Raw genomic sequence first — 22,648 nt, forward strand, 5'->3', positions numbered from 1 at the left:
GCCCCCGGTGGTGGAGGAGCTGGCGGTGAAACCGCCGCCGCCCAAGCCGGTGCCCAAGCCGAAACCCGCGCCCAAGCCCGCGCCGAAACCGGCTCCCAAGCCCGTGGAGGCTCCGCCACCGCCGCCGAAGGTCGAGGCCCCGCCCGCGCCGCCGGCACCCCTGGCTCCGCCCGCTCCGGCTCCGGTCACGCCGCCCTCGGCCAACGCCGGCTACCTGCGCAACCCGGCGCCGGAGTACCCCGCCTTCGCTCAGCGCCGTGGCTGGGAAGGCACGGTGCTGCTGCGGGTCCATGTGCTGGCCAGCGGCTCGCCCAGCGAGGTGCAGGTGCAGAAGAGCAGCGGCCGCGACCTGCTCGACGAGGCGGCGGTCAAGGCCGTCAAGCGCTGGACCTTCGTCCCCGCCAAGCGCGGCGATGTGGCCCAGGACGGCTGGGTCAGCGTGCCCATCGATTTCAAACTGAACTGAATACCGGCGCCCTGCGCCCTGTGAGGACTGCACCATGGACCTAATCAGCAACCCCTTCGGCTCCGTCGAGCACCTGGTCATCTGGCTGCTCATCGGCTTCTCGGTCGTCACCTGGGGCCTGGCCCTGGTCAAGGCCATCCAGTTCGCCCGCCTGAAGCACCGCGACCGCCAGTTCCAGAAGCGCTTCTGGAGCGCCACCAGCCTGGACAGCGCCGCCGAGCTGGTGCAGGGCCATGGCGGGGCCGTGGCCGATGTGGCCCGCGCCGGCTTTGCCGCCCTGCAGGTGCCCGGTGGCCAGCCCGGTGACCTGAGCCAGGCGATCAACCACCAGGACCGCCTCGAACGCGCCCTGCGCCAGCAGATCCAGCGCCAGCGCCGCGCCCTCGAGTCGGGCCTGGCGGTGGTGGCCTCCATCGGCTCCACGTCGCCCTTCATCGGGCTGTTCGGCACCGTGTGGGGGATCATGGAGGCGCTCAAGGGCATCAGCCTGGCCGGCTCCGCCAGCCTGGAGACCGTGGCCGGCCCCATCGGTGCGGCGCTGGTCGCCACCGGGGTGGGCATCGCCGTCGCGGTGCCGGCGGTGCTGGTCTACAACTACTTCCTGCGCAGCCTCAAGCTGACCGCCGCCGACCTCGACGACTTCGCCCACGACTTCTACCTGCTGGCCCAGAAGAGCGCCTTCAGGCTGATCGTCAACCCCGCTCCGGCCCGTGCGCCCGGCGCTGTGAAGGAGGCGTCCTGACATGGCCTTCTCCACCCAGGACAGCGACGAGGTCCTCTCCGAGATCAACGTCACTCCGCTGGTGGACGTGATGCTGGTGCTGCTGGTGGTGTTCATCGTCACCGCGCCGCTGCTCACCAACGCCATCCCCATCAACCTGCCCAAGACCGAGGCCGTCGCCCCGCCGGACCAGAAGGACCCGCTGGTGGTGAGCATCGATGGCGAGGGCAAGGTGTTCATCAACAAGGACGAGATCCAGCCCGACCTGCTGCAGGCCAACCTGGAGGCCGCCAAGGCCAAGGATGCCGAGCTGCGGGTGCAGCTGCAGGCCGACGACAAGGTGGACTACGGTGCGGTGGCCAAGGCCATGGCCTCCATCGAGCGGGCCGGGATCACCAAGCTGGCGGTGATCACCGCTCGCTGAAGGATTGGCTGCCCGCCTTCAGGCAGGGGGCGGGCGGCCTTTTTTATGACCACGCGGGGCCGGTGCGCCCTGTAGCCGGCCCGACCGCGTTCACCGCCCCGGCAGTGGGACAGAACGGAGGGGCGTGGCCCTCAATCCTCCACCTCGAAGAACGCCGGCGGCACGGCATCTGCCAGCCACACGCCGTTGTCCGCCCGGTAGAAACGATGCCCGGCCTGGTGCATGCGTGCGGCGGCGATGCGCAGCAGCACCGGCTGGCCGTAGCGGGTGCCGACGGCGATGGCGGTGTCGCGCTGGTCCGAGAGGTGCACATGGTGGCGGCGACCGGGGCGCAGGCCCTGGGCGCGGATGGCCTCCATGAAGCGCGAGGCGGTGCCGTGGAAGAGGTGCTCCGGCGGCACCTGCTCGGCGTAGTCGATGGCCACGCCGGCGGCAGTGTGGCCCTGGGCGGCGCGGATGCGCTGGCCGTCGTCGGAGAGGCTGAAGCGCTTCTTGTCGTTGCTCGCCACCACCTTCAGCACCTGCTCGCGGTCGATGGCCTGGCCAGCGGCGCGGGCAAGGCGGATGAGGGTGTCGAGGTCGGCCCAGCCTTCGCGGTCCAGGGTCAGGCCGATGGCGCCGGGCTGGTGGCGCAGGAGGTAGCTGAGGTACTTGCTGAGGGTGGTGAGGCGTTTGTCCATTCGGGGTGGGGTCGTGTCGTCCATGGGGCGGCCATTTTAAAGGCAGTCACCGGTCGGCGGCAGGGGGATCGTCCCTAGTCAGGTCTATTTGATAAGCATTATCATCTCGCTCCCTTCCTGGCCCCGCCGGCTCCTCCATGCCCGACCAGCCCCTCCCGCCGACCCTTGCCGAGGGCGAGCGCGCGAAAGCCGCGCCGCGCGAGGTGCTGCTGCGCACCTTCCTCGCCGAGCGCTCGCGCATGGAGGCGCTGGTGAATCGCCAGGTGCGCTGCCGGGCCACGGCGGCGGACCTGGTGCAGGAGCTGTTCCTGCGCTTCTGGCGGCGCGCCGATGCCCAGGTGGAGGACCTCGCCACCTACCTGCTGCGCAGCGCGCGCAACATGGCCATCGACCACCTGCGCAGCGAGGGTTCGCGTTCGCGTACCGAGGCCGGCCTGCTGGCCGAGCAGCACCTGCCTGAGCCCACCGACCCGGAGGCGGCCCTGGCCGCTGGGCGCGACCTGCGCCACGTGCAGGCAGCCCTGCGTGCACTGCCCGAACGCACCCGGCACATCTTCCTGCTCAACCGCATCCATGGCCGCACCTACGGCGAGATCGCCCAGGCCATGGGGCTGTCCCAGAGCGCGGTGGAAAAACATATGATGCGCGCCTTGGAGGCCTGCAAGGCCAGCCTGGCGGAGCCCTCCGCCGGCCCATCGCCCGGGAGCGCGACCTGATGAAGCCCGATCCACAGCGGCCGCCAGCGGCCAGCCCTCGCCAGAGCGCCGTCGAACAGGCGGCCTGGCTGTGGGCGGGGCGCATGCAGGACGATCCCGACGCCGGCCAGCGCGAAGCCTTCGAGCGCTGGCTCTACGCCGACGTCCGCCACATCGATGCCTACGCCCAGGCCGAGGCGCTCTGGCGCCGCACCTGGCCGGCCGCCGCGCTGCTGGCGGAGGAGGAGGCGGACCAGCTGCGCCAGTACCTGGCGCCGCGTCCCGTGCCCTCGCAACGGCGCGCCCGCTGGAGCGCGGCGCTGGCCATGGCCGCCAGCCTGGTGCTGATGCTGTGGGCCGGCGGTTGGCACCCGCTGGACCGCCTGCAGGACCTGGGCGCCGACTACGTGTCCGCGCCGGGGGAAGTGCGCCCCCTCACCCTGGCCGACGGCTCCCGGGTGGTGCTGGATGCCGACAGCGCCCTCAGCGTCGACTACCGCGCCGATGAGCGCCACGTGGTGCTGCACCGGGGCGGTGCCTACTTCCAGGTCACCCATGGCGAGCCGCCCTTCGTGGTGGAAGCGGCCGGGGGCGAGGCGCGCGTGCTGGGCACCCGCTTCGGCGTGCGCCTGCAGCTCGGCGGCGCACGGGTCACCGTGGAGCAGGGGCGGGTGGGCGTCCGTGCCCGGGCGGATGCCCCGCAGCAGGTGCTCACCGCCAACCAGCAGGTGCGCTACCTCGACGGCCGCGGGGGGGAGGTCTACCCGGTGGATGCCGAGGCCCAGCTGGCCTGGCGCCAGGGCCGGCTGACCTTCTACAAGACGCCGCTGGCCGACGTGCTCGACGAGCTGGGCCGCTACTACCCGGGCCGCATCCTGCTGCTGGACACCGACCTCGCCGGGCAACGGGTCAGCGGCAGCTTCCCCAACAATGACCCTCGCGCCGTGGTGGATGCCCTGGGCGCCGTGCTCGGCTTCCAGCGCCACGAAGTGCTGGGCCGGGTGATGGTCCTGCGCTGAGCTGTCAGCCGCATTCCGCCGCCCTTCCTTCTCGCGTCTCCCCCGCCTGTCGGTCATGGCAACGCCGTGGCCTGTGGAAAACCGTCCGCGCCGTTCCGACGTCGCCTGCCGCCTGTGGAAAAAAACTTCAGGGCAGGGGTGAGGTGTTCCCGCTCGGCATCCGTGTAGGGGTGATGGAATGCGATTTATTCGCAACGAGAAGCCACAGCCAGGGGTACGCCTTACATGAATCACAGCTCATCGCGGTTGCAGCGCGGCGCCTTCAAGCGCCTCGGACTGGTCTCGGCCCTGCTCGCCCTGGGGAGTGCACCCTGGGTGCCCCAGGCCCTGGCCGAGGCCCCGGCGGCGCTGGCGCGGGAGCAGGTCTTCGCCATCGAGGCGCAGCCCCTGGCCCCGGCCCTGGCTGCCTTCACCCGCAACACCGGGCTGGCGGTGGTCTACACCCAGGCCCTGCCGGAAGGGCGCAATGCGCCGGCCGTGAAGGGCCGTATGAGCGCCGAGCAGGCCCTGGCACGCCTGCTGGCCGGCAGCGGTTTCAGCTTCACCGAGGCGGCGCCGGGCACCCTGACGCTGGTGCCGGTGGCCAGCTCCGACGCCCTCGACCTGGGCGCGGTGAACGTCGACGGCACCCGCCAGGCGGAAGGCGCCGCCAGCTACCAGCCACCGCCCACCACCCGCCTGGCCCGCAGCGACACCCCGCTGCTGGACATCCCCCAGGCGGTGGCCGTGGTCCCGGCGCAGGCGCTGGTGGATCAGCAGCCACAGAACCTCGACGACGCCCTGGCCAACGTCAGCGGCATCACCCAGGCCAACACCCTCGGCAGCACCCTGGACGCGGTGATGAAACGCGGCTTCGGCGACAACCGCGACGGCTCGATCCTGCGCGACGGCATGCGCACCATCCAGGGCCGCAACCTCACCGCCAGCGCCGAGCGGGTGGAAGTGCTCAAGGGCCCGTCCTCGATGCTCTACGGCATCCTCGACCCGGGCGGGGTGATCAACGTCATCAGCAAGAAGCCGCAGCTGCAGGCCTACCGCGCCATCACCGCACGCGCCTCCACCTACGGCGACGGCAAGGACGGCAGCGGCGGCACCCTCGACGTCACCGGCCCGCTGGGGGATTCCGGCCTGGCCTACCGGGTGATCGCCGACTACGACGACGCCGACTACTGGCGCAACTTCGGCCACAGCCGCGACAAGACCTTCGCCCCGTCCTTCGCCTGGTACGGCGAAGACACCACGGTGAACCTCAGCTTCGAGCACCGCGAGTACAGCACCCCCTTCGACCGCGGCACCATCTTCCTCAACGGCAAGCCCCTGGCGGTGCCCGCCACCCGCCGCCTGGACGAGCCCTACAACGTCACCGAGGGCCGGTCGGACCTGATGATCCTCGACCTCGAACACCAGCTGAACGAGGCCTGGAAGGCCCACTTCGCCTACAGCTACAACCGCGACACCTACGACGATTACCAGGCGCGGGTGACCAGTGTGAATACCACGACCGGAACGGTCGGGCGCCGCCTGGACGGTACCCGTGGGGCTGTGAGCACCGAGCATTTCGCCACCTTCGACCTGGACGGCAAGGTGCAGCTTGGCGGCATGCAGCACGACCTGCTGATGGGCGTGGACCACGAGTACCGCAAGTTCTTCCGCGAGGACCTGATCCGCCAGACCACCACCGTCAGCTTCAACCCCTGGAACCCGGTCTATGGCCAGGTACCGGTGCCCACCACGGTGGCCGCCGGCGAAAGCGACCAGACCGACCGCGTGGTCAGCCAGTCCGCCTTCTTCCAGGACTCGGTGCACCTCAACGAGCAGTGGATCTTCATCGCCGGGGCCCGCTACCAGCTCTACGACCAGCTCGCCGGCCGGGGCCGTCCGTTCAAGAAGAACACCGACATCGACGGCCAGCTCTGGGTGCCCCGGGTCGGCCTGGTCTACAAGATGACCGACGAGCTGTCCCTCTACGGCGGCTACACCGAGTCGTTCAAGCCCAATTCGACCATTGCACCGTTGACCGGCACCGGGTCGGTGAACGAGATGGCGCCGGAGGAAGGCAAAAGCTGGGAGCTTGGCGCCAAGCTGGACATGCCCGGCCGCATCACCGGCACCCTGGCGCTGTTCGACATCGTCAAGGAGAACGTCGCCGTGACCGAGCTCGATGGCTCCAACCGCGCGGTTGGCGAAGTCCGCTCACGGGGCATCGAGCTGGATGTGACCGGCCAGGTCACCGACAACCTCAGCCTGATCGGCACCTTCGCGTGGCTGGATGCAGAGCTGACCAAGGACCCGCTCTACAAGGGCAATGAGCTGCAGAATGTCGCCCGGCGTACCGCTTCGCTCTCGGCCGTCTACGACTTCGGCCCGCTGTTCGACGGCGACCGCCTGCGTGCCGGCCTGGGTGGTCGCTATGTGGGTTCCCGCGAGGGTGATGTCGCCAACAGCTTCGAGCTGCCCCACTACACCGTCGCCGACGCCTTCGCCAGCTACGAAACGCCCCTGGGCAACGACAAGCGCCTCAAGCTCCAGCTCAACGTGAAGAACCTCTTCGACAAGACCTACTACAGCTCCTCGGTGAACCAGTGGAACGTCTCCATTGGCGACCCGCGCCTGGTGCAGCTCTCCAGCACCCTGGAGTTCTGAGTACCGGTCCACTCCGCATGGTGGACCGGTGAAGCGAGGCCCAACGCATCGGTGCCGATCCCTTCGCGAATGAACTTGCTCCCACGGAAAAGCCGGAGCCGTGCGCGGGGTGGCGGCCTCGGGGGGCGATAGCGGTCAGACCCCGAATCGGTCTGTCTCAAGGCCCGCGAGCCCGGCGGGCGTGGCCTCGTCCGCCTCGGTGATGTGGCGGACCATGGCCTGGGCCAGGGGCGAGAGGCTGTAGCCGACGCGGCTGACCACGCCGTAGCGGGTGTAGCACTCCTCCAGGTCGGCCGGCAGGTCCACCGGTTGCAGCGCCACCAGGGCGCCCTCGCGGAGGAAGGGCGCGAGGTTGCTCTGGCCGGCGATGCCGATGGCGTCGGAGTTGAGCACCACGTTGAGCAGCGCGTAGCCGTGTTCGCATTCGACGTTGGGGGTGAAGTCCTGGCGGCCGCTGTAGTCCACCAGCACCTTGCGGATGTTCGGGGGGCGGAAGGTGGTGGCCAGCGGGTAGGCGAAGATGTCCGTCGTATGCACCGCCTCCCGCTGCGCCAGCGGATGGCCGGCGCGGCAGCAGAAATGCCACTTCTGCGGCTTGAGCTTGTGCACCCGGTAGTCGGGGTCCGCCTCGAAGCGGCGGGTGTCGGCGACGAAGAACTCGATCTCCTCGCTGACCAGGCGCCGGTTCAGCTCCTGCCAGGCGTCCACCTGGAATTGCACCCGCACCTGCGGGAATTCGCCGATGAAGCTTCCCACCGCGCGCGGGATCAGCTGCGCCGCCGGCGCCGGGCCGCTGCCGAAGCGCACCGTCCCCGACTGCAGGCCGTTGAACTGGCCGATCTCGTTGGCCAGGTTGTGCGCACCGTGCACCAGGCGCCGCGCATGCTCCAGCACCAGCAGGCCCTGCCGGGTGGGGCGCAGCTCCTTGCTCGCGCGGTCCACCAGGCGGCAGCCGGCACTGTGTTCCAGGGCCTGGATGCTGCGGCTGAAGGCCGACTGCGAAAGGTTCACCGCCGCCGCGGCGGCGACGAAGCTGCGGTGTTCGGCGAGGGCCACGAAGTGGCGGAGCTGGCGCAGGTCGATATGCATTTTCTACATGAAAAGATTCGGTGGATTGCAATTGCCGCAGGCGGCCCCCGCTCCTTATAAAGGCAATCTCTTATTCCTCAAAAAACGAAATACAACTATTGATATGCAATTGATGAATAAGTGATTCGCCACCGCGATTCGGTTCCGCCATACGGAAGTGCTCGCTCGGCTGACCCCACAGGAGCATGTGCATGAATCGCGTCATCCCGCGCCGCCTCGCCATCACGAGCGGCCCTTCACCGTCCTTCAAACCGCTGGCGCTCGCCGTGCTGCTGGCCGCCGCTGGGCTGGCCCAGGCCGAAACCGCCGGCAACGACACCCCCGCGGCGACCGGCGCGCAGAAGCCCGCCGCCAGCGAGGAAAAGCGCCTCGGCACCGTCACCGTCAATGCCCGCCGCCGCGAGGAAAGCGCCCAGAGCGTGCCCACGCCCATCAGCGTGCTCGGCGCCGAGACCCTGGAGACCCAGCGCATCTACCGCGTGCAGGACCTGCAGCAACTGGTGCCCAGTACCAACGTCGCCTACGTCCACGCCCGCCAGTCGAGCATCTCCATCCGTGGCCTGGGCAACAACCCGGCCAGCGACGGCCTGGAAGGCAGCGTCGGCGTCTACCTGGACAACGTCTACCTGGGCCGCCCGGGGATGGCGGTGTTCGACCTGCTGGACGTGGAGCAGCTGGAGGTCCTGCGCGGGCCCCAGGGCACCCTGTTCGGCAAGAACACCACCGCCGGCGTGCTCAACATCACCTCGCGCAAACCCACCTTCACCACCGAGCGCAGCATCCAGAGCTCGGTGGGCGAGGACGGCTACTGGCAGACCCAGGGCAGCGTCTCCGGCGGCCTCACCGAGACCCTCGCCGGGCGCCTGTCGGCCTACCGCACCGAAGACGACGGCTACGTGAAGAACCTCTACAACGGCGACGACCTCAACGGCGGCAAGCGCCAGGGCTTCCGTGGCCAGTTGCTGTTCGAGCCGAGCGAAACCTTCAACCTGCGCTGGATCGGCGAATACAACGAGGAGGACTCCAACAACGGCATCCTCAGCCTGTACAGCACCGGCCCCACCATCAACGGCGTCAACCGCTACGAGCAGCGTGCCGCCGCAGCCGGCGCCACCCTCGTCTCGGGCAAGGATCGCAAGGTCAACTTCGACTCCGACCAGCAGGTGACGGTGTTCCAGGGCGGCACCTCGGTGGAGGCCAACTGGACCCTGCCCAACGACTTCACCCTCACCTCCATCAGCGCCTACCGCTGGTGGGACTTCACCCCGCGCAACGACGACGGCCTCAACGTCTCGGCGGCGATCAACGCCGGCGTCTCGGTGCGCGACAAGCAGTACTCCCAGGAAATCCGCCTGGCCTCGCCCAAGGGCGACGCCTTCGACTACGTGCTGGGCGCCTACTACTTCAAGCAGGACCTGGATAACCACGCCTTCACCTACTACGGGCCCCAGGCCGACATCTGGAACGGCACGCCCGCCGGCGCCCTGGCCAATGTCACCACCCAGGGCGACGGCCACATCGACACCGACAGCTACGCGCTGTTCGCCCAGGCCACCTGGCACCTCACCGAGCGCCTGGACTTCACCGCCGGCATCCGGGGCACCTACGAGGAGAAGGACGCCTGGGTCGAGCGCTTCGCCCCCACCGGCGGCGCGGCGGTCAGCGGCGCGGCGGCCACCGCGCGCCGGGGCCGGGTCGGGGCCTACGACTCGGGCGACCTCAGCCAGCACAGCTTCAGCCCCTCCGGCCTGCTCGCCCTGAGCTACCAGATCAACCCCGACCTGCTCGGCTACGCCTCGCTGTCCCACGGCGAGAAATCCGGCGGCATCAACCTCACCGTGGCCAGCGCCCCCACTGCCGGCGCCGACTCCCTGCTGGTGGGCACCGAGCGCGCCAACAACGCCGAGATCGGCTTCAAGAGCACGCTGCTGGACCGCACCCTGCTGCTCAACGCCAACCTGTTCTGGACCGAGGTCCACGGCTACCAGGCCAACGCCTACGACGAAGGCACGCGCACCTCCTACCTGACCAACGCCGGCTCGGTGCGCTCGCGCGGCCTGGAAGTGGAGACCACCTGGCAACCGGTGCGCGGCCTGACGCTCAACGCCAACGGCTCGTGGAACGACGTGCGCTACCTCGCCTACAAGGACGCGCCCTGCGCGCCGGAAGTGGGCTTCGCCCCAGGCGCGCCGGCCTCCTGCGACCTCTCGGGGCACCAGGTGGTGGGCGCCTCCAAGTACATCGCCAACCTCAACGGCGAGTACCGCTGGCAGCTGCAGGACCGCATCGAGCCCTACGTCACCGCCAGCTACGCCTTCCGCTCGAAAGCCGTCGGCACCATCGACGACTCCGAGTACGGGCAGATCCCCAGCTACGCGGTGGTCAACCTCTCCGGTGGCGTGCGCCTGGACCAGGGCGACAGCGTGCTCGACCTCTCCCTGTGGCTGAAGAACGCCGGTGACAAGACCTACTTCACCAGCCTGTGGAACTCCGCCAACGGCGGCTATGCCGGTGTCCTCGGAACGCCGCGAACCCTCGGCGCCACTGCTCGATACGACTTCTGAGTCAGCGGGGCTACGCGAGCCCCTTACCCACAAGGAAAGAACCATGAAATTCAACGCACTTGGCCTCGCCGCCGCCCTGGTCGCCGGCCAGGCCGTCGCGGCCCCCAGCGTCTACCCCACCGGGGTGACGATCTACGACCCGGCGCGGGCCTGGAACGGCTACGTGATCTTCAGCGCGCCGGACAAGCAGACCCACCTCATCGACATGAACGGCAACGAGGTGCGGCGCTGGGAAAACGCCGGCTTCCCCGCCGCGCTGATCGACCCGGCGCTCAACGGCGGCAAGCGCGGCCACCTGTTCGTGCAGCTCGAAGAGGTCAAGGAGCCGAGCAAGCTGGCCTCCGCTGGCAACGGCCTGCGCAACAAGGTGGTGGGCGAGCTGGACTGGGACGGCAAGGTGGTCTGGCAATGGGGCGAGAAGGCCCCGGGCGGCGCCGCCCAGCAGCACCATGACCAGCGCCGGCTGGCCAACGGCAACACCCTGGTGCTGGCCAACCGGCTGCACCCGGTGAAGGGCTTCGAGGTGCCCCAGGTGATCGACGACGTGATCTACGAGGTCACCCCCGCCGGCAAGGTGGCCTGGAGCTGGACCGCCTCCGAGCACCTGGAGGAGTTCGGCTTCACCGCCGAGCAACTCAAGCTGGTGCGCGCCAGCAAGAACCCCGACGTGCTGCACATCAACAACCTCGGCCCGGTGGGCCCGAACAAATGGTTCGACGGCGGCGACAAGCGCTTCCACCCGGACAACCTGCTGCTCGATTCCCGCGAGGCCAACTTCATCGCCATCATCGACCGCCAGACCGGCAAGGTGGCCTGGCGCCTGGGGCCCAACCTGCCCAGGCTCAACCCCTACGCGCCGGCCCAGGTGCCGCGCCCGGTGGACCAGTTCTCCGGCCAGCACGATGCCCACATCATCCCCGCCGGCCTGCCCGGCGCCGGCAACCTGCTGGTGTTCGACAACCAGGGCGAGGCCGGCTACCCGCGCGTGCCGCTGAGCCTGCTGGGCGGCTCGCGGGTACTGGAGATCGACCCGGTGAAGGGCGAGATCGTCTGGCAGTACAGCGCCGCCGACAGCGGCCAGCCGGGCTGGGCCTTCTTCAGCGCCTTCATCAGCAGCGCGCGGCGCCTGCCCAACGGCAACACCCTGATCGACGAAGGCAAGTTCGGCCGGGTGTTCCAGGTCACCGCCAAGGGCGAGATCGTCTGGGAATACGTCAGCCCCTACGTCGGCAAGGCGCCCCTGGGCAACGCCCGCAGCAACTGGCTCTACCGCGCGCTGCCGGTGCCCTACGACTGGGTCCCGGAAGGCACCCCGCGCTCCGAGCAGGCGGTCACGCCGCCGGCCCTGGACCAGTTCCGCGTCTCCACCCACCCCTGATCACCCCCGCCCCGTGGGAGCGAATCCGCTCCCGGGGCTTCTCGAAGGACACAGGCCATGAACGCCAAGACCGAAACCCCCGAACTGCCCGAAGGCGCCTGCATCACCGCCCGCGTACCCACCCCCGACACCCGCCTGCTGGGCGACGTGGTGGTCAACCCCTACCAGCTGGCGCCGCTGACCGCCGTGATCCGCGATGGCGGGCGCGCCATCAGCGCCGCCCATGTCCGCGTGCTGGGCCGTGGCGAACGCGGCGTGACCCTGGCCTACGAGGTCTCCGACAGCGCGCTCTGGACCCACGGCGGCATCCCGGTGTTCGGCCTCTACCCCGACCACGTCAACCAGGTGGAGGTGACCTACAAGCTCGATGGCGAGCGCATCGTCGAGCATTACCAGGTGTATGCCCCGGCGGTGCGCCTGCCGGTGGTCGCCAGCCAGACCGCCGCGCTGCCGGAGGTGGAGCCGGTGAAGGTCGCGCCCGGCTTCGAGCAGCGTCTGTACCTGTTCAACCACCTGCTGGGCGAGATCCCCGGCGGCCGTGCCTTCAAGTGGAACGCCCTGGGCGGCGCCGCCGAATGGGACCAGGTGGGCAACAACTGGATCGCCGACAGCAATGGCGACGTGCGCTGGTACCTGGACATCGAACGCATCCACGACTCCAACCGCCGCGACGGCCTGGGCGGCACCATGGGCTTCCAGCAGACCCGCGACGGCAAGCTGATCTGGGGCCAGGGCCAGACCTACTCCAAGTACGACCTGCTGGGCCGGCGCATCTGGCAACGCAACCTGCCGGACAAGTTCGCCGACTTCTCCCACGAGATCCGCGAGACGCCCCACGGCACCTACCTGCTGCGGGTCGGCACCAGCGACTACCGCCGCCCCGACGGCAAGCGCGTGCGCTCCATCCGCGACCACATCATCGAAGTCAGCGAGGCCGGCGACGTGCTGGAGTTCTGGGACCTCAACCAGATCCTCGACCCCTATCGCGGCGAGCTGCTGGAGACCCTCGGCAAGGCCGCCCTCCAGCTGCCCGCCGGTGTGGAGAAGCAGGACGACACCGCCGCCAACGAACGGCTCGAAGGCGACCTGCCCTTCGGCGACACCCCCGGCGTCGGCACCGGGCGCAACTGGGCCCACGTCAACGCCATCGACTACGACCCCAGCGACGACAGCCTCATCATCTCGGCCCGCCACCAGGGTGTGGTGAAGATCGGCCGCGACAAGCAGGTGAAGTGGATCCTCGCCTCGCCCAAGGGCTGGCCCGAGCGCCTGCGCGCCAAGGTGCTGACCCCGGTGGACGCCCAGGGCCAGGCGCTGGCGGAGCAGGACGGTGTCTACGCCGAGGGCTTCGACTGGTCCTGGACCCAGCACACCGCCTGGCTCAGCGGGCGCGGCACGCTGACCGTGTTCGACAACGGCTGGGGCCGAAACTTCGCCCCCACCCGGCTCGCCGGCAACTACAGCCGCGCGGTGGAGTACCGCATCGACGAAGCCCGGGGCACCGTCGAGCAGGTGTGGGAATACGGCAAGGAACGCGGGGACGCGTGGTACAGCCCCATCACCTCGGTGGTGGAGTACCGCGCCGACCGCGACACCCAGTTCATCTACTCCGCCTCGGTGGGCTACCTGACCCCGGAGAAGCTCACCACCAGCGTGCTCAACGAGGTGAAATACGGCACCCAGGAGGTGCAGGTGGAGCTCAAGGTCCACAGCCGCCAGCCCGGCAGCGTCGGCTACCGTGCCCTGGTGATCGACCTGGAAAGGGCGTTCTGACTGCCGGTCCAACACGGCGATCTCGAAGGCCTGCAAGGGTGGACGTCGCTTTTCACGTCCACCAGCGGAGTCATGCCCAACTCCGCATGGTGGACCGGTGGAGCGGGGTCCACATCCGGCCCCCCACCGCAGCGGATCGTTAACTTGGCCGTAACGATCCGCCGCCGGGCTTGATTGATGACCAGCCGGTCGCGCTCCTAAGGTTCGCTCCACGACAGCGGAACCCGTGGAGCCACCATGACAACAACACCCACCTCCCCGCCGCAGTGGTCGCGTCGGCGCGCGGAAAAGCAGCGCCGCCTCGACCGCGTGCGCCACCTCGCCGACGGCGCGGTGCTGCCCGGCGAGCGTATCGTCGAGGCCCTCGAAGCCCTGATCGCCCCCGGCGACCGGGTGGTGCTCGAAGGCAACAACCAGAAGCAGGCGGACTTCCTCTCCCGCGCCCTGGCCAAGGCCGACCCCGGCCGCCTGCACGACCTGCACATGATCATGCCCAGCGTCAGCCGCGCCGAGCACCTGGACCTGTTCGAGCGCGGCATCGCCCGCAAGCTGGACTTCTCCTTCGCCGGCCCGCAGAGCCTGCGCATCGGCCAGCTGATGGAAGACGGCCTGCTGGAAGTCGGCGCCATCCACACCTACATCGAGCTGTACTCGCGGCTGGTGGTGGACCTGATCCCCAACGTCACCCTGGTGGCCGGCTTCATGGCCGACCGCGAGGGCAACCTCTACACCGGTCCCAGCACCGAGGACACCCCGGCCCTGGTGGAGCCCACGGCCTTCTCCGACGGCATCGTCATCGCCCAGGTCAACCAGCTGGTGGACGACGTGCGCGACCTGCCGCGCGTGGACATCCCCGCCTCCTGGGTGGACTTCGTGGTGGTGGCCGACAAGCCCTTCTACATCGAGCCGCTGTTCACCCGCGACCCGCGCCACATCAAGCCGGTGCACGTGCTGATGGCGATGATGGCGATCCGCGGCATCTACGAGAAACACAACGTCCAGTCCCTCAACCACGGCATCGGCTTCAACACCGCCGCCATCGAGCTGATCCTGCCCACCTACGGCGAGTCCCTGGGCCTGAAAGGCAAGATCTGCCGCAACTGGACGCTCAACCCGCACCCGACGCTGATCCCCGCCATCGAGACCGGCTGGGTGGAAAGCGTGCACTGCTTCGGCACCGAGCTGGGCATGGAGGGCTACATCGCCCAGCGCCCGGACGTGTTCTTCACCGGTCGCGACGGCTCCCTGCGCTCCAACCGCATGCTGTGCCAGCTGGCCGGGCAGTACGCGGTGGACCTGTTCATCGGCGCCACCCTGCAGGTGGACGGCGACGGCCATTCCTCCACCGTCACCCGGGGCCGCCTGGCCGGTTTCGGCGGCGCGCCGAACATGGGCCACGACCCGCGCGGCCGGCGCCATTCCACCCCCGCCTGGCTGGACATGCGCGCCGAACCCGAGGCCCTGCTGGCGCGCGGCAAGAAGCTGGTGGTGCAGATGGTGGAAACCTTCCAGGAAGGCGGCAAACCCACCTTCGTCGAGACCCTCGACGCCGTCGACGTGGCCCGGAAGACCGGCATGCCCCTGGCACCGATCATGATCTACGGCGACGACGTCACCCACCTGCTCACCGAGGAAGGCATCGCCTACCTGTACAAGGCGCGCTCCGATGAGGAACGCCGCGCCATGATCGCCGCCGTCGCCGGGGTCACCGCCATCGGCCTGCGCCATGACCCCAGGGACACCGAGCGCATGCGCCGCGAAGGGCTCATCGCCCTGCCCGAGGACCTCGGCATCCGCCGCACCGACGCCAGCCGCGAGCTGCTCGCGGCCAAGAGTATCGCCGAGCTGGTGGAGTGGTCCGGCGGCCTCTACAACCCGCCCGCCCGTTTCAGGAGTTGGTGATGAGCGCACTCACGTTACGCGACGCCGACCTGCCCCTGGCCGACTGGCTGGCGGACCGGGCGGTGGACGCCCTGATCGACGAGGCCGACCTCACGCCCAAGCCGGGCCTGGTGGACCGGCGCGGCAGCGGCGCCCACACCGACCTGCACCTGGGCCTGATGCACGCCTCGGCGCTGTCGCTCTGGCCCTGCTTCCGGCAGATGGCCGAGGCCGCCCTGCAGCACGGCGAGGTCGGTGTGCCCCTGCGCGAAGCCCTGGGCCGCATCGGCCGCGAAGGCGAGGCGGCGATGCTCGCCACCACCGCCGGGGTCAACACCCACCGGGGGGCCATCTGGGCCCTCGGCCTGCTGGTGGCGGCCTGGGCGCTGGAGCCCGACAGCCGCGACGCCCGCGCCATCGCCCTGCGGGCCGCGCGCATCGCCCTGATCGACGACCCGGCCGCCCCCGCGCCGCGCAGCCACGGGGCCGAGGTGTGCCGTCGCTACGGCGTGCGCGGTGCGCGGGAAGAAGCCCAGCTGGGCTTCCCCGCCGCCCTCGACCACGGCCTGCCACAGCTGCAGCGCAGCCGCGCGGCCGGAGCCGGCGAGCAGAACGCCCGGCTCGATGCGCTGCTGGCGATCATGGCCGAGCTGTCCGACACCTGCGTGCTCTGGCGCGCCGGCCCGGAGGGGCTGCAGGCCACCCGCGACGGTGCCCGCGCGGTGCTCGCCGCCGGGGGCGCCGCCAGCCTCGCCGGGCGCCGTCAGCTGCGCGCACTGGAGGCGCGCCTGCTGGCCCTCAACGTATCCCCGGGCGGAGCCGCCGACCTGCTGGCCGCCTGCCTGTTCCTCGATCAAGCCGGGAGCCTGTGACATGGAAACCCTGACCTTCGAATTCCCCGCCGGGCAACCCGCTCGCGGCCGCGCCCTGGTGGGCTGCGTCGGCTCCGGCGACCTGGAAGTGCTGCTGGAACCCGGCCGTGCCGGCACCCTGGCGATCCAGGTGATCACCTCGGTGAACGGCAGCGGCCCGCGCTGGACGCAGCTGTTCCAGCGCCTCTTCGCCGGCCAGCAGCTGCCGGCCCTGAACATCGACATCCACGACTTCGGCGCCACGCCGGGGGTGGTGCGCCTGCGCCTGGAGCAGGCCCTGGAGGAGGTGGCCCATGACTGATACCGCCCGCCTGCTGGCGGCCCGCAGCTTCGTCGAACTGGGTGCCCGCCAGCGCGCTCGCGCGCTGCTGGACGGCGGCAGCTTCCGCGAGCTGCTCGGCCCCTTCGATCGCCTCATGTCGCCCTGGCTGGTGCAGCAGGGCATCGTGCCCCAGGCCGATGACGGCGTGGTGGTGGCCAAGGGCAGCCTCGACGGCCGCCCCCTGGTGATCGCCGCCATCGAGGGCGCCTTCCAGGGCGGCAGCCTGGGCGAGGTCGGCGGCGCCAAGATCGCCGGCGCCCTGGAGCTGGCGGTGGAAGACAACCGCCAGGGCATCCCCACTGCCGCCGTGCTGCTGCTGGAAACCGGCGGCGTGCGCCTGCAGGAGGCCAACCTGGGCCTGGCCGCCATCGCCGAGATCCAGGCCGCCATCGTCGCCCTGCGCCAGCACCAGCCGGTGGTGGGCGTGATCGCCGGGGCCGTCGGCTGCTTCGGCGGCATGTCCATCGCCGCCGGCCTGTGCAGCCACCTGCTGGTGACCCGCGAGGCGCGCCTGGGCCTCAACGGCCCCCAGGTGATCGAGCAGGAAGCCGGCATCGAGGAGTACGACGCCCGCGACCGGCCCTTCATCTGGAGCCTCACCGGTGGCGAACAGCGCCACGCCTGCGGGCTGGCCGACGCCTACGTGGCCGATGATGTGGCGGCCCTGCGCGAGGCCCTGGCCGGCCTTTTGGCGGCTGGTGAACCCGCCGCCCCGCGCTGCCGCCGCCCCGACGAATTCCTCGCCCGCCTGGCCCGGCTGGGGGAGGACTGTGACCAACTGGACGCCGCCCAGGTGCGCGTCCTCTACCAGGGAGAGCTGCAATGAGCCGAGGACTGAACTGGCTGCACGGCCTGGCCGGCGGCACCCCGCTGGCGGGCTTCCCCGCTTCGGTGCAGGTGATCGACGGCGAGGTGGGCAGCCGCGCCGCGCGCTTCATCGCCGTGGTGCCCGACCCGCGCAACCCCTTCCCCCGCGCCCGCAACGGCGAGGTGGGCCTGCTGGAAGGCTGGGGCCTGGCCAAGGCCGTGGATGACGCCATCCAGGCCGATGCCGGGCGTGCCGACAAGCGCGTGCTGGTGGCCGTGGTGGACGTGCCCAGCCAGGCCTACGGCCGCCGCGAAGAGGCCCTGGGCATCCACCAGGCCCTGGCCGGAGCGGTGGACGCCTACGCCCGTGCCCGCCTCGCCGGGCACCCGGTGATCGGCCTGCTGGTAGGCAAGGCCATGTCCGGCGCCTTTCTCGCCCACGGCTACCAGGCCCAGCGGCTGATCGCCCTGGACGATGCCGGGGTGATGGTCCACGCCATGGGCAAGGCCGCCGCCGCGCGCATCACCCTGCGCAGCGTCGACGAGCTGGAAGCCCTGGCGGCCAAGGTGCCGCCCATGGCCTACGACCTGGACAACTACGCCTCCCTCGGCCTGCTCTGGGAGCGCCTGGCTGTGGATAACCCCGACAGCCCCGGCGCCGCCGACCTCGACCGGGTGCGCGACTGCCTGGTGCGCGCCGTGGCGGACATCGGCACCGGCACCGACCTGTCCAACCGCCTGGGCGCCGAGAACCGCGCCGCCTCCTCGGCGGTGCGTGCCCAGTTGCGGGCGCAGTGGTAAGGCCCGGCCGGGAGCCCGCCATGGACCGCCTCCAGCCACACGACCTGCTCTGGGGCCTGGCCCCGGACCGGTTGCCCGTCGAGGCCCCGGCCTGGGCGCGGCAGGTGCTGGCCGCCGGGCTGCCGGTGGTGGTGCGCCGTGCGTGCTGCCCGGCGGGCCAGGTGGCCGTGGGGGTGCGTGGCGCCACCCGCGCCGAGCGTTTCGCCGCCTGCATGCCGGTCGCCGCCGTACAGCGACGCCTCGCCCCCGAGCAACTGCGCCTGCGCGCGCCGGGCGAACTGCCGGCCTTGCGGGCCCTGGCCCAGGTGACGCCCTTGATGGACGCCCTCGGCCTGCCCTGGGGCCCCACTGGCGGGGTGGGCTACCAGCTCGCCACCGGACGCGACGTGCTGCACGTGGAGAGTGACCTCGACCTGCTGCTGCGCAGCGCCGAGCCCCTGCCGCGCGCCTGGGCGCGGGAGCTGCTGGTGCTGTTCGAAGACCTGCCCTGCCGCGTCGACCTGCAACTGCAGACGCCCCGGGGCGGCGTGGCCCTGCGCGAGTGGGGCGGCAGCGCCCGCCGCGTGCTGCTCAAGTGCGATGCCGGCGCGCGGCTTGTGGATAACCCCTGGCAGCCCCGGGAGGACGTGGCATGAGCAGCCTGTTCGCCTTCCCCGGCCAGGGTGCCCAGCAGCCCGGCATGCTCCAGGCCCTGCCGGCAGCGCCGGAAGTGCGTGCCTGCCTGGACGAGGCCGCCGAGGTGCTGGGGCAGGACCTGGCCCGGCTCGACAGCGCCGAGGCCCTGCGCTCCACCCGTGCGGTGCAGCTCTGCCTGCTCATCGCCGGGGTCGCCAGCGCGCGCCTGCTGCTGGCGCGCAGCCCGGCGCCGGACTACGTGGCCGGGCTGTCCATCGGCGCCTACCCGGCGGCGGTGGTGGCCGGCGCCCTGGACTTCGCCGATGCCCTGCGCCTGGTGGCCCTGCGGGGCGAGCTGATGCAGCGGGCTTATCCACAGGGCTACGGCATGACCGCCCTGCAGGGGCTGGACCTGACCACGGTGGAAGGGCTGCTGGCCGAGGCCGAGGGCCCGGTGTTCATCGGCAACCTCAACGCCGACAACCAGATCGTCATCGCCGGCAGCGACGCCGCCATGGCCGCCGTCGCCGAGCGGGCCCGCGCCCTGGGGGCCGGCCTGGCGAAGCGCCTGGCGATGAGCGTGCCGTCCCACTGCCCGCTGCTGGAAGCGCCGGCCCGTGAACTGGCGGCGGCCTTCGCCGAGGTGCCGCTGCGGCGCCCGGCGATCCGCTACCTCAGCGGCACCACCGCGCGGCCGATCCACGACCCGGAGCGCCTGCGCGACGACCTCGCCTTCAACATGTGCCGCGTGGTCGACTGGCACGGCACCCTGCGCACCGCCTATGAGCGCGGCGTGCGCCTGTTCATCGAGCTGCCCCCCGGCGCCGTGCTCAGCGGCCTGGCGCGGCGGGTGTTCGAAAAAGGGGCGGTGATCGCCTTTCAGGGCGCCCGCCTGGATACGCTGGACGCCCTGTTGCGCCAGGAGGTGGAGCACTCCCGATAAACGCCGTGCAACTCGAAGGATAAAAACAAGCCACTTCGACCCGAACACGAGGACAACAACAATGATCATCTACGGTGTGGCCTTCCTGGCCCTGTGTACCCTTCTCGGCCTGTTCATCGGCGAACTCCTGGGCAAGCTCCTGGGCGTTCCCGCCAACGTCGGCGGTGTCGGCATCGCCATGCTGCTGCTCATCTTCGTCGGCAGCGCCCTGCACAAGCGCGGCCTGATGGGCGCCAAGAGCGAGCAGGGGGTGGAATTCTGGAGCGCCATCTACATCCCCATCGTGGTCGCCATGGCCGCCCAGCAGAACGTGCTCGGCGCGCTGTCCGGCGGGCCCATGGCGATCCTCGCCGGCATCGCGGCGGTGGTCCTCGGCTTCGCCATGGTCCCGGTGCTGGACCGCCTCGGCCAAAAGAAGCCCGACGCGGCGGCCGCCGCTGATGCCCTGAAGCCTGCGCAACGGTGACCGCCATGTACGAATCCATGCTGAAAGTGATCAACGGCTACGGGCTGATCAGCGGCTTCGCCGTCATCGGCGTCACCATGTGGCTGTCCTACTGGCTCTCCGACAGGCTCACCCGGGGCCGCCTGCACGGCTCGGCCATCGCCATCTTCCTCGGCTTGGTGCTGTCCTACGTGGGCGGCGTGATGACCGGCGGGCAGAAGGGCCTGGTGGACATCCCGCTGCTGTCCGGCATCGGCCTGCTGGGCGGCGCCATGCTGCGGGACTTCGCCATCGTCGCCACGGCCTTCGGGGTGAACATCGAGGAACTCAAGCGCGCCGGCGTGTCTGGGGTAGTGGCGCTGTTCTTCGGCATCGGCACCTCCTTCGTCGCCGGGGTCGGCGTGGCGCTGGCCTTCGGCTACACCGACGCGGTGAGCCTGACCACCATCGGCGCGGGGGCGGTGACCTACATCGTCGGCCCGGTGACCGGCGCGGCCATCGGCGCCAGCTCCGAGGTGATGGCGCTGTCCATCGCCGCCGGCCTGGTGAAGGCCATCCTGGTGATGGTGGCGACGCCCTTCGTGGCGCCCTTCATCGGCCTCGACAACCCGCGCACGGCGGTGATCTTCGGCGGCCTGATGGGCACCTCCAGCGGCGTGGCCGGGGGCCTGGCGGCCACCGATCCGAAGCTGGTGCCCTACGGTTGCCTGACCGCCGCGTTCTACACCGCCCTGGGCTGCCTGCTGGGCCCGTCGCTGCTGTTCTTCATGATGCGCGGCCTGGCCGGCTGAGGGGCTCGCCCGGGTTTTTCGACGGCGGTCAGTGCGGGCCCTGCCGCAGGCTGTACATGCGGCATTCGGCCAGCAGCGCGAGCAGGTTGGGGTCGCGCTCGCGGGCCTTGAGGAAGACCACGCCGATGTGCTGCTGCAGGCGGTAGCGCGCCTGCAGCGGGATGAGCTTCACGCGGTTCTCGTACACCGCCGCGATGCGTCCGGGCAGCAGGGCGTAGCCGACCCCGGAGCTGACCATGCTGAGCAGGGTGAAGATGTCGTTCACCTGCATCGCCACCTTCGGCTCGAAGCCCGCCTGCTGGAACACCCGCGCGCCGTCGCGGTGGGTGGCGAAGCCCTGGGTGAGGGTGATGAAGGTGGAGTCGGCCAGGTCCGCCAGGTCCACCTCCGGCTGCTCGGCGAAGGGCGAGTCGGTGGGCACGGCGAGGAAGATGTCGTCGGAGAACAGCGGCAGCTGCTCGCAGTCCGGGTCGCTGACGCTCTCGTCGAGGGACACCAGCATGGCGTCCAGCTCCAGGTTCTTCAGGCGGTAGAGCAGGTCGGCGTTGGAGCCCAGGGTGAGGTCGATGTTCAGCTCGCTGCGGCGGATCTTCAGGCCCATCACCAGTTGCGGCACGGTCTTCACCGTCAGCGAATAGAGCGCACCGAGCTTGAAGCGCTCGGCGGAAAAACCCGCCGCCTCGCGGGTCAGGCGCACCATGTCGAGCACGTCCTGCACCAGCTTCTGGGCCTTCTCCTCCAGCACGTAGGCGCTTTCCAGCGGCGTCAGGTTGCGCCCCTCGTGCTTGAACAGCGGGCAGCGCAGGGCGCTCTCCAGGGAGTGGATGGCGCGGTGCACGCTGACGTTGCTGGTGCCCAGCGCCGCCGCTGCGCGGGACAGGTTGCCCGCGCGCATGAAGGCGAGGAAGGTCTCCAGTTTCTTCAGGGTCAGCTCGTCGTCGATCTGCATGGCGCCGCGTTCCGGTGCTGGGGGCGAGGGGCTCATCCTACTCGCTCGGTCTGGCGGGGCGAGGATGACCTGCAGCTATAAGCTAATAATGCATAAGTAAATAAATTCTTATTCCTTAACAGATATATGACGAGCCCCTAGACTGCCCTTCATCGAACGTCTCGCAAGGAGGGCTCGCCATGCGCAGCCAGGCCATTCGCTACTTGATCCTGCCAGGATGGCAGGGCTCCCCCGACGACCATTGGCAGAGCCACTGGGAGCGCACGCTGCCCAACGCGCAGCGGGTGGAGCAGGCCGACTGGGACCAACCCGACCGCGCGGCCTGGGTGGCGGCGCTGGAGCGGGCCATCGATGCCGAGCGCACGCCGGTGATCCTCGTCGCCCACAGCCTGGGCTGCGTCACCGTGGCCCACTGGGCGGCCCAGGCCGACCCGGACGTGCTGCGCCGGGTGCGCGGTGCGCTGCTGGTCGCCCCGGCGGATGTGGAGCGCCCCGGCTGCCCGGACGCGCTCACCGGCTTCGCGCCGATCCCCCGCACGGCCCTGCCGTTCCCCACGCTGCTGGTGGGCTCCGACAACGACCACGCAGCCAGCCCGCAGCGGGCCTTGCAACTGGCCCGTGACTGGGGCGCCGAGCCGGCCATCCTCGCCGGCGCCGGGCACATCAACGTGAAGTCCGGCCACCAGCGTTGGGAGCAGGGCTTCGCCTACCTCTACCGCCTGCAGGGGCGCATCGAGCAACTGGCCCGCCTGCGCGCCTGAGCCGGGCGC

The 22,648-nt window shown here is 70.3% G+C and carries 22 protein-coding genes; 19 read left to right on the forward strand and 3 right to left on the reverse strand.

The genetic code is table 11. The features are described from left to right. From SZ55_RS14210 to SZ55_RS14220, 3 genes are all read left to right on the forward strand, one after another. Positions 1-466, forward strand: a 466-nt coding sequence (locus tag SZ55_RS14210; RefSeq protein ID WP_044407106.1) for an energy transducer TonB, incomplete at its 5' end; no start/stop codon positions are given. Between the two features lie 34 nt (positions 467-500). Next, on the forward strand, positions 501-1,208 hold the full coding sequence (locus SZ55_RS14215; protein WP_044407109.1) for a MotA/TolQ/ExbB proton channel family protein: 708 nt from the start codon (positions 501-503) through the stop codon (positions 1,206-1,208). A 1-nt stretch (position 1,209) separates the two neighbouring features. Beyond that, positions 1,210-1,611, forward strand: a complete 402-nt coding sequence (locus tag SZ55_RS14220) for an ExbD/TolR family protein (RefSeq protein ID WP_044407112.1) — start codon at positions 1,210-1,212, stop codon at positions 1,609-1,611. Positions 1,612-1,742: 131 nt separating this feature from the next. Here the strand turns inward: SZ55_RS14220 and SZ55_RS14225 are convergent, their stop codons facing one another. Then, positions 1,743-2,291 (reverse strand): RNA 2'-phosphotransferase, encoded by a 549-nt coding sequence (locus SZ55_RS14225; protein ID WP_044407114.1) that lies wholly within the window; start codon positions 2,289-2,291, stop codon positions 1,743-1,745. Between the two features lie 137 nt (positions 2,292-2,428). Here SZ55_RS14225 and SZ55_RS14230 point away from each other — a divergent pair, with 137 nt between their 5' ends. From SZ55_RS14230 to SZ55_RS14240, 3 genes are all read left to right on the forward strand, one after another. After that, positions 2,429-3,007, forward strand: a complete 579-nt coding sequence (locus tag SZ55_RS14230; protein WP_082078236.1) for an RNA polymerase sigma factor — start codon at positions 2,429-2,431, stop codon at positions 3,005-3,007. Next, on the forward strand, positions 3,007-4,005 hold the full coding sequence (locus tag SZ55_RS14235; RefSeq protein WP_044407118.1) for a FecR family protein: 999 nt from the start codon (positions 3,007-3,009) through the stop codon (positions 4,003-4,005). Before SZ55_RS14230 ends, SZ55_RS14235 begins: the two co-directional genes overlap by 1 nt. 225 nt (positions 4,006-4,230) lie before the next feature. Continuing rightward, positions 4,231-6,648 (forward strand): TonB-dependent siderophore receptor, encoded by a 2,418-nt coding sequence (locus tag SZ55_RS14240; RefSeq protein WP_082078237.1) that lies wholly within the window; start codon positions 4,231-4,233, stop codon positions 6,646-6,648. Between the two features lie 135 nt (positions 6,649-6,783). On the opposite strand, the gene SZ55_RS14245 is transcribed toward SZ55_RS14240, so the two are convergent. After that, positions 6,784-7,737 carry a LysR family transcriptional regulator gene (locus SZ55_RS14245; protein WP_044407121.1) on the reverse strand — a complete coding sequence of 318 codons (954 nt, stop codon included), beginning with the start codon at positions 7,735-7,737 and terminating at the stop codon, positions 6,784-6,786. Between the two features lie 203 nt (positions 7,738-7,940). On the opposite strand from SZ55_RS14245, the gene SZ55_RS14250 reads away from it, so the two are divergent. The 12 genes from SZ55_RS14250 (at position 7,941) to madM (ending at position 20,929) form a co-directional block, all read left to right on the forward strand. Further along, entirely contained in the window at positions 7,941-10,301 is a 2,361-nt protein-coding gene (locus SZ55_RS14250) for a TonB-dependent receptor (RefSeq protein WP_442963697.1), read from the forward strand. 43 nt (positions 10,302-10,344) lie between these two features. Continuing rightward, positions 10,345-11,679, forward strand: coding sequence for an aryl-sulfate sulfotransferase (locus SZ55_RS14255; protein ID WP_044407126.1), 1,335 nt, complete (start codon positions 10,345-10,347; stop codon positions 11,677-11,679). Positions 11,680-11,736: 57 nt separating this feature from the next. Continuing rightward, a complete protein-coding gene (locus SZ55_RS14260) occupies positions 11,737-13,452 on the forward strand; it encodes an aryl-sulfate sulfotransferase (RefSeq protein WP_044407129.1) in 1,716 nt (571 codons plus the stop codon). A gap of 237 nt (positions 13,453-13,689) precedes the next feature. Continuing rightward, a complete protein-coding gene (gene mdcA / locus SZ55_RS14265) occupies positions 13,690-15,354 on the forward strand; it encodes a malonate decarboxylase subunit alpha (RefSeq protein WP_044407132.1) in 1,665 nt (554 codons plus the stop codon). Beyond that, complete coding sequence (locus tag SZ55_RS14270; protein WP_044407135.1) at positions 15,354-16,205, forward strand: triphosphoribosyl-dephospho-CoA synthase; 852 nt, start codon at positions 15,354-15,356, stop codon at positions 16,203-16,205. Before mdcA ends, SZ55_RS14270 begins: the two co-directional genes overlap by 1 nt. A 1-nt stretch (position 16,206) precedes the next feature. Continuing rightward, positions 16,207-16,506, forward strand: a complete 300-nt coding sequence (locus tag SZ55_RS14275) for a malonate decarboxylase subunit delta (RefSeq protein WP_044407138.1) — start codon at positions 16,207-16,209, stop codon at positions 16,504-16,506. Further along, a complete protein-coding gene (locus tag SZ55_RS14280; protein ID WP_044407141.1) occupies positions 16,499-17,353 on the forward strand; it encodes a biotin-independent malonate decarboxylase subunit beta in 855 nt (284 codons plus the stop codon). The genes SZ55_RS14275 and SZ55_RS14280 overlap by 8 nt, the downstream gene beginning before the upstream one ends. Then, positions 17,350-18,135 (forward strand): biotin-independent malonate decarboxylase subunit gamma, encoded by a 786-nt coding sequence (mdcE, locus tag SZ55_RS14285; RefSeq protein ID WP_044407144.1) that lies wholly within the window; start codon positions 17,350-17,352, stop codon positions 18,133-18,135. The genes SZ55_RS14280 and mdcE overlap by 4 nt, the downstream gene beginning before the upstream one ends. A gap of 20 nt (positions 18,136-18,155) precedes the next feature. Then, positions 18,156-18,770 (forward strand): malonate decarboxylase holo-ACP synthase, encoded by a 615-nt coding sequence (locus tag SZ55_RS14290; protein WP_044407147.1) that lies wholly within the window; start codon positions 18,156-18,158, stop codon positions 18,768-18,770. Continuing rightward, a complete protein-coding gene (gene mdcH, locus SZ55_RS14295) occupies positions 18,767-19,693 on the forward strand; it encodes a malonate decarboxylase subunit epsilon (protein ID WP_044407149.1) in 927 nt (308 codons plus the stop codon). Before SZ55_RS14290 ends, mdcH begins: the two co-directional genes overlap by 4 nt. A 61-nt stretch (positions 19,694-19,754) precedes the next feature. Next, complete coding sequence (gene madL / locus SZ55_RS14300; protein WP_044407152.1) at positions 19,755-20,159, forward strand: malonate transporter subunit MadL; 405 nt, start codon at positions 19,755-19,757, stop codon at positions 20,157-20,159. A gap of 5 nt (positions 20,160-20,164) precedes the next feature. Beyond that, complete coding sequence (gene madM / locus SZ55_RS14305) at positions 20,165-20,929, forward strand: malonate transporter subunit MadM (RefSeq protein WP_044407154.1); 765 nt, start codon at positions 20,165-20,167, stop codon at positions 20,927-20,929. Between the two features lie 28 nt (positions 20,930-20,957). On the opposite strand, the gene SZ55_RS14310 is transcribed toward madM, so the two are convergent. Continuing rightward, entirely contained in the window at positions 20,958-21,878 is a 921-nt protein-coding gene (locus tag SZ55_RS14310) for a LysR family transcriptional regulator (RefSeq protein WP_044407156.1), read from the reverse strand. 179 nt (positions 21,879-22,057) lie between these two features. Here SZ55_RS14310 and SZ55_RS14315 point away from each other — a divergent pair, with 179 nt between their 5' ends. Then, on the forward strand, positions 22,058-22,639 hold the full coding sequence (locus tag SZ55_RS14315) for an alpha/beta hydrolase (RefSeq protein WP_044407159.1): 582 nt from the start codon (positions 22,058-22,060) through the stop codon (positions 22,637-22,639). The last annotated feature ends 9 nt before the right edge of the window (positions 22,640-22,648 follow it).

Source organism: Pseudomonas sp. FeS53a, assembly GCF_000931385.1.
In the GTDB taxonomy this organism is placed as follows: Bacteria; Pseudomonadota; Gammaproteobacteria; order Pseudomonadales; family Pseudomonadaceae; genus Metapseudomonas; species Metapseudomonas otitidis.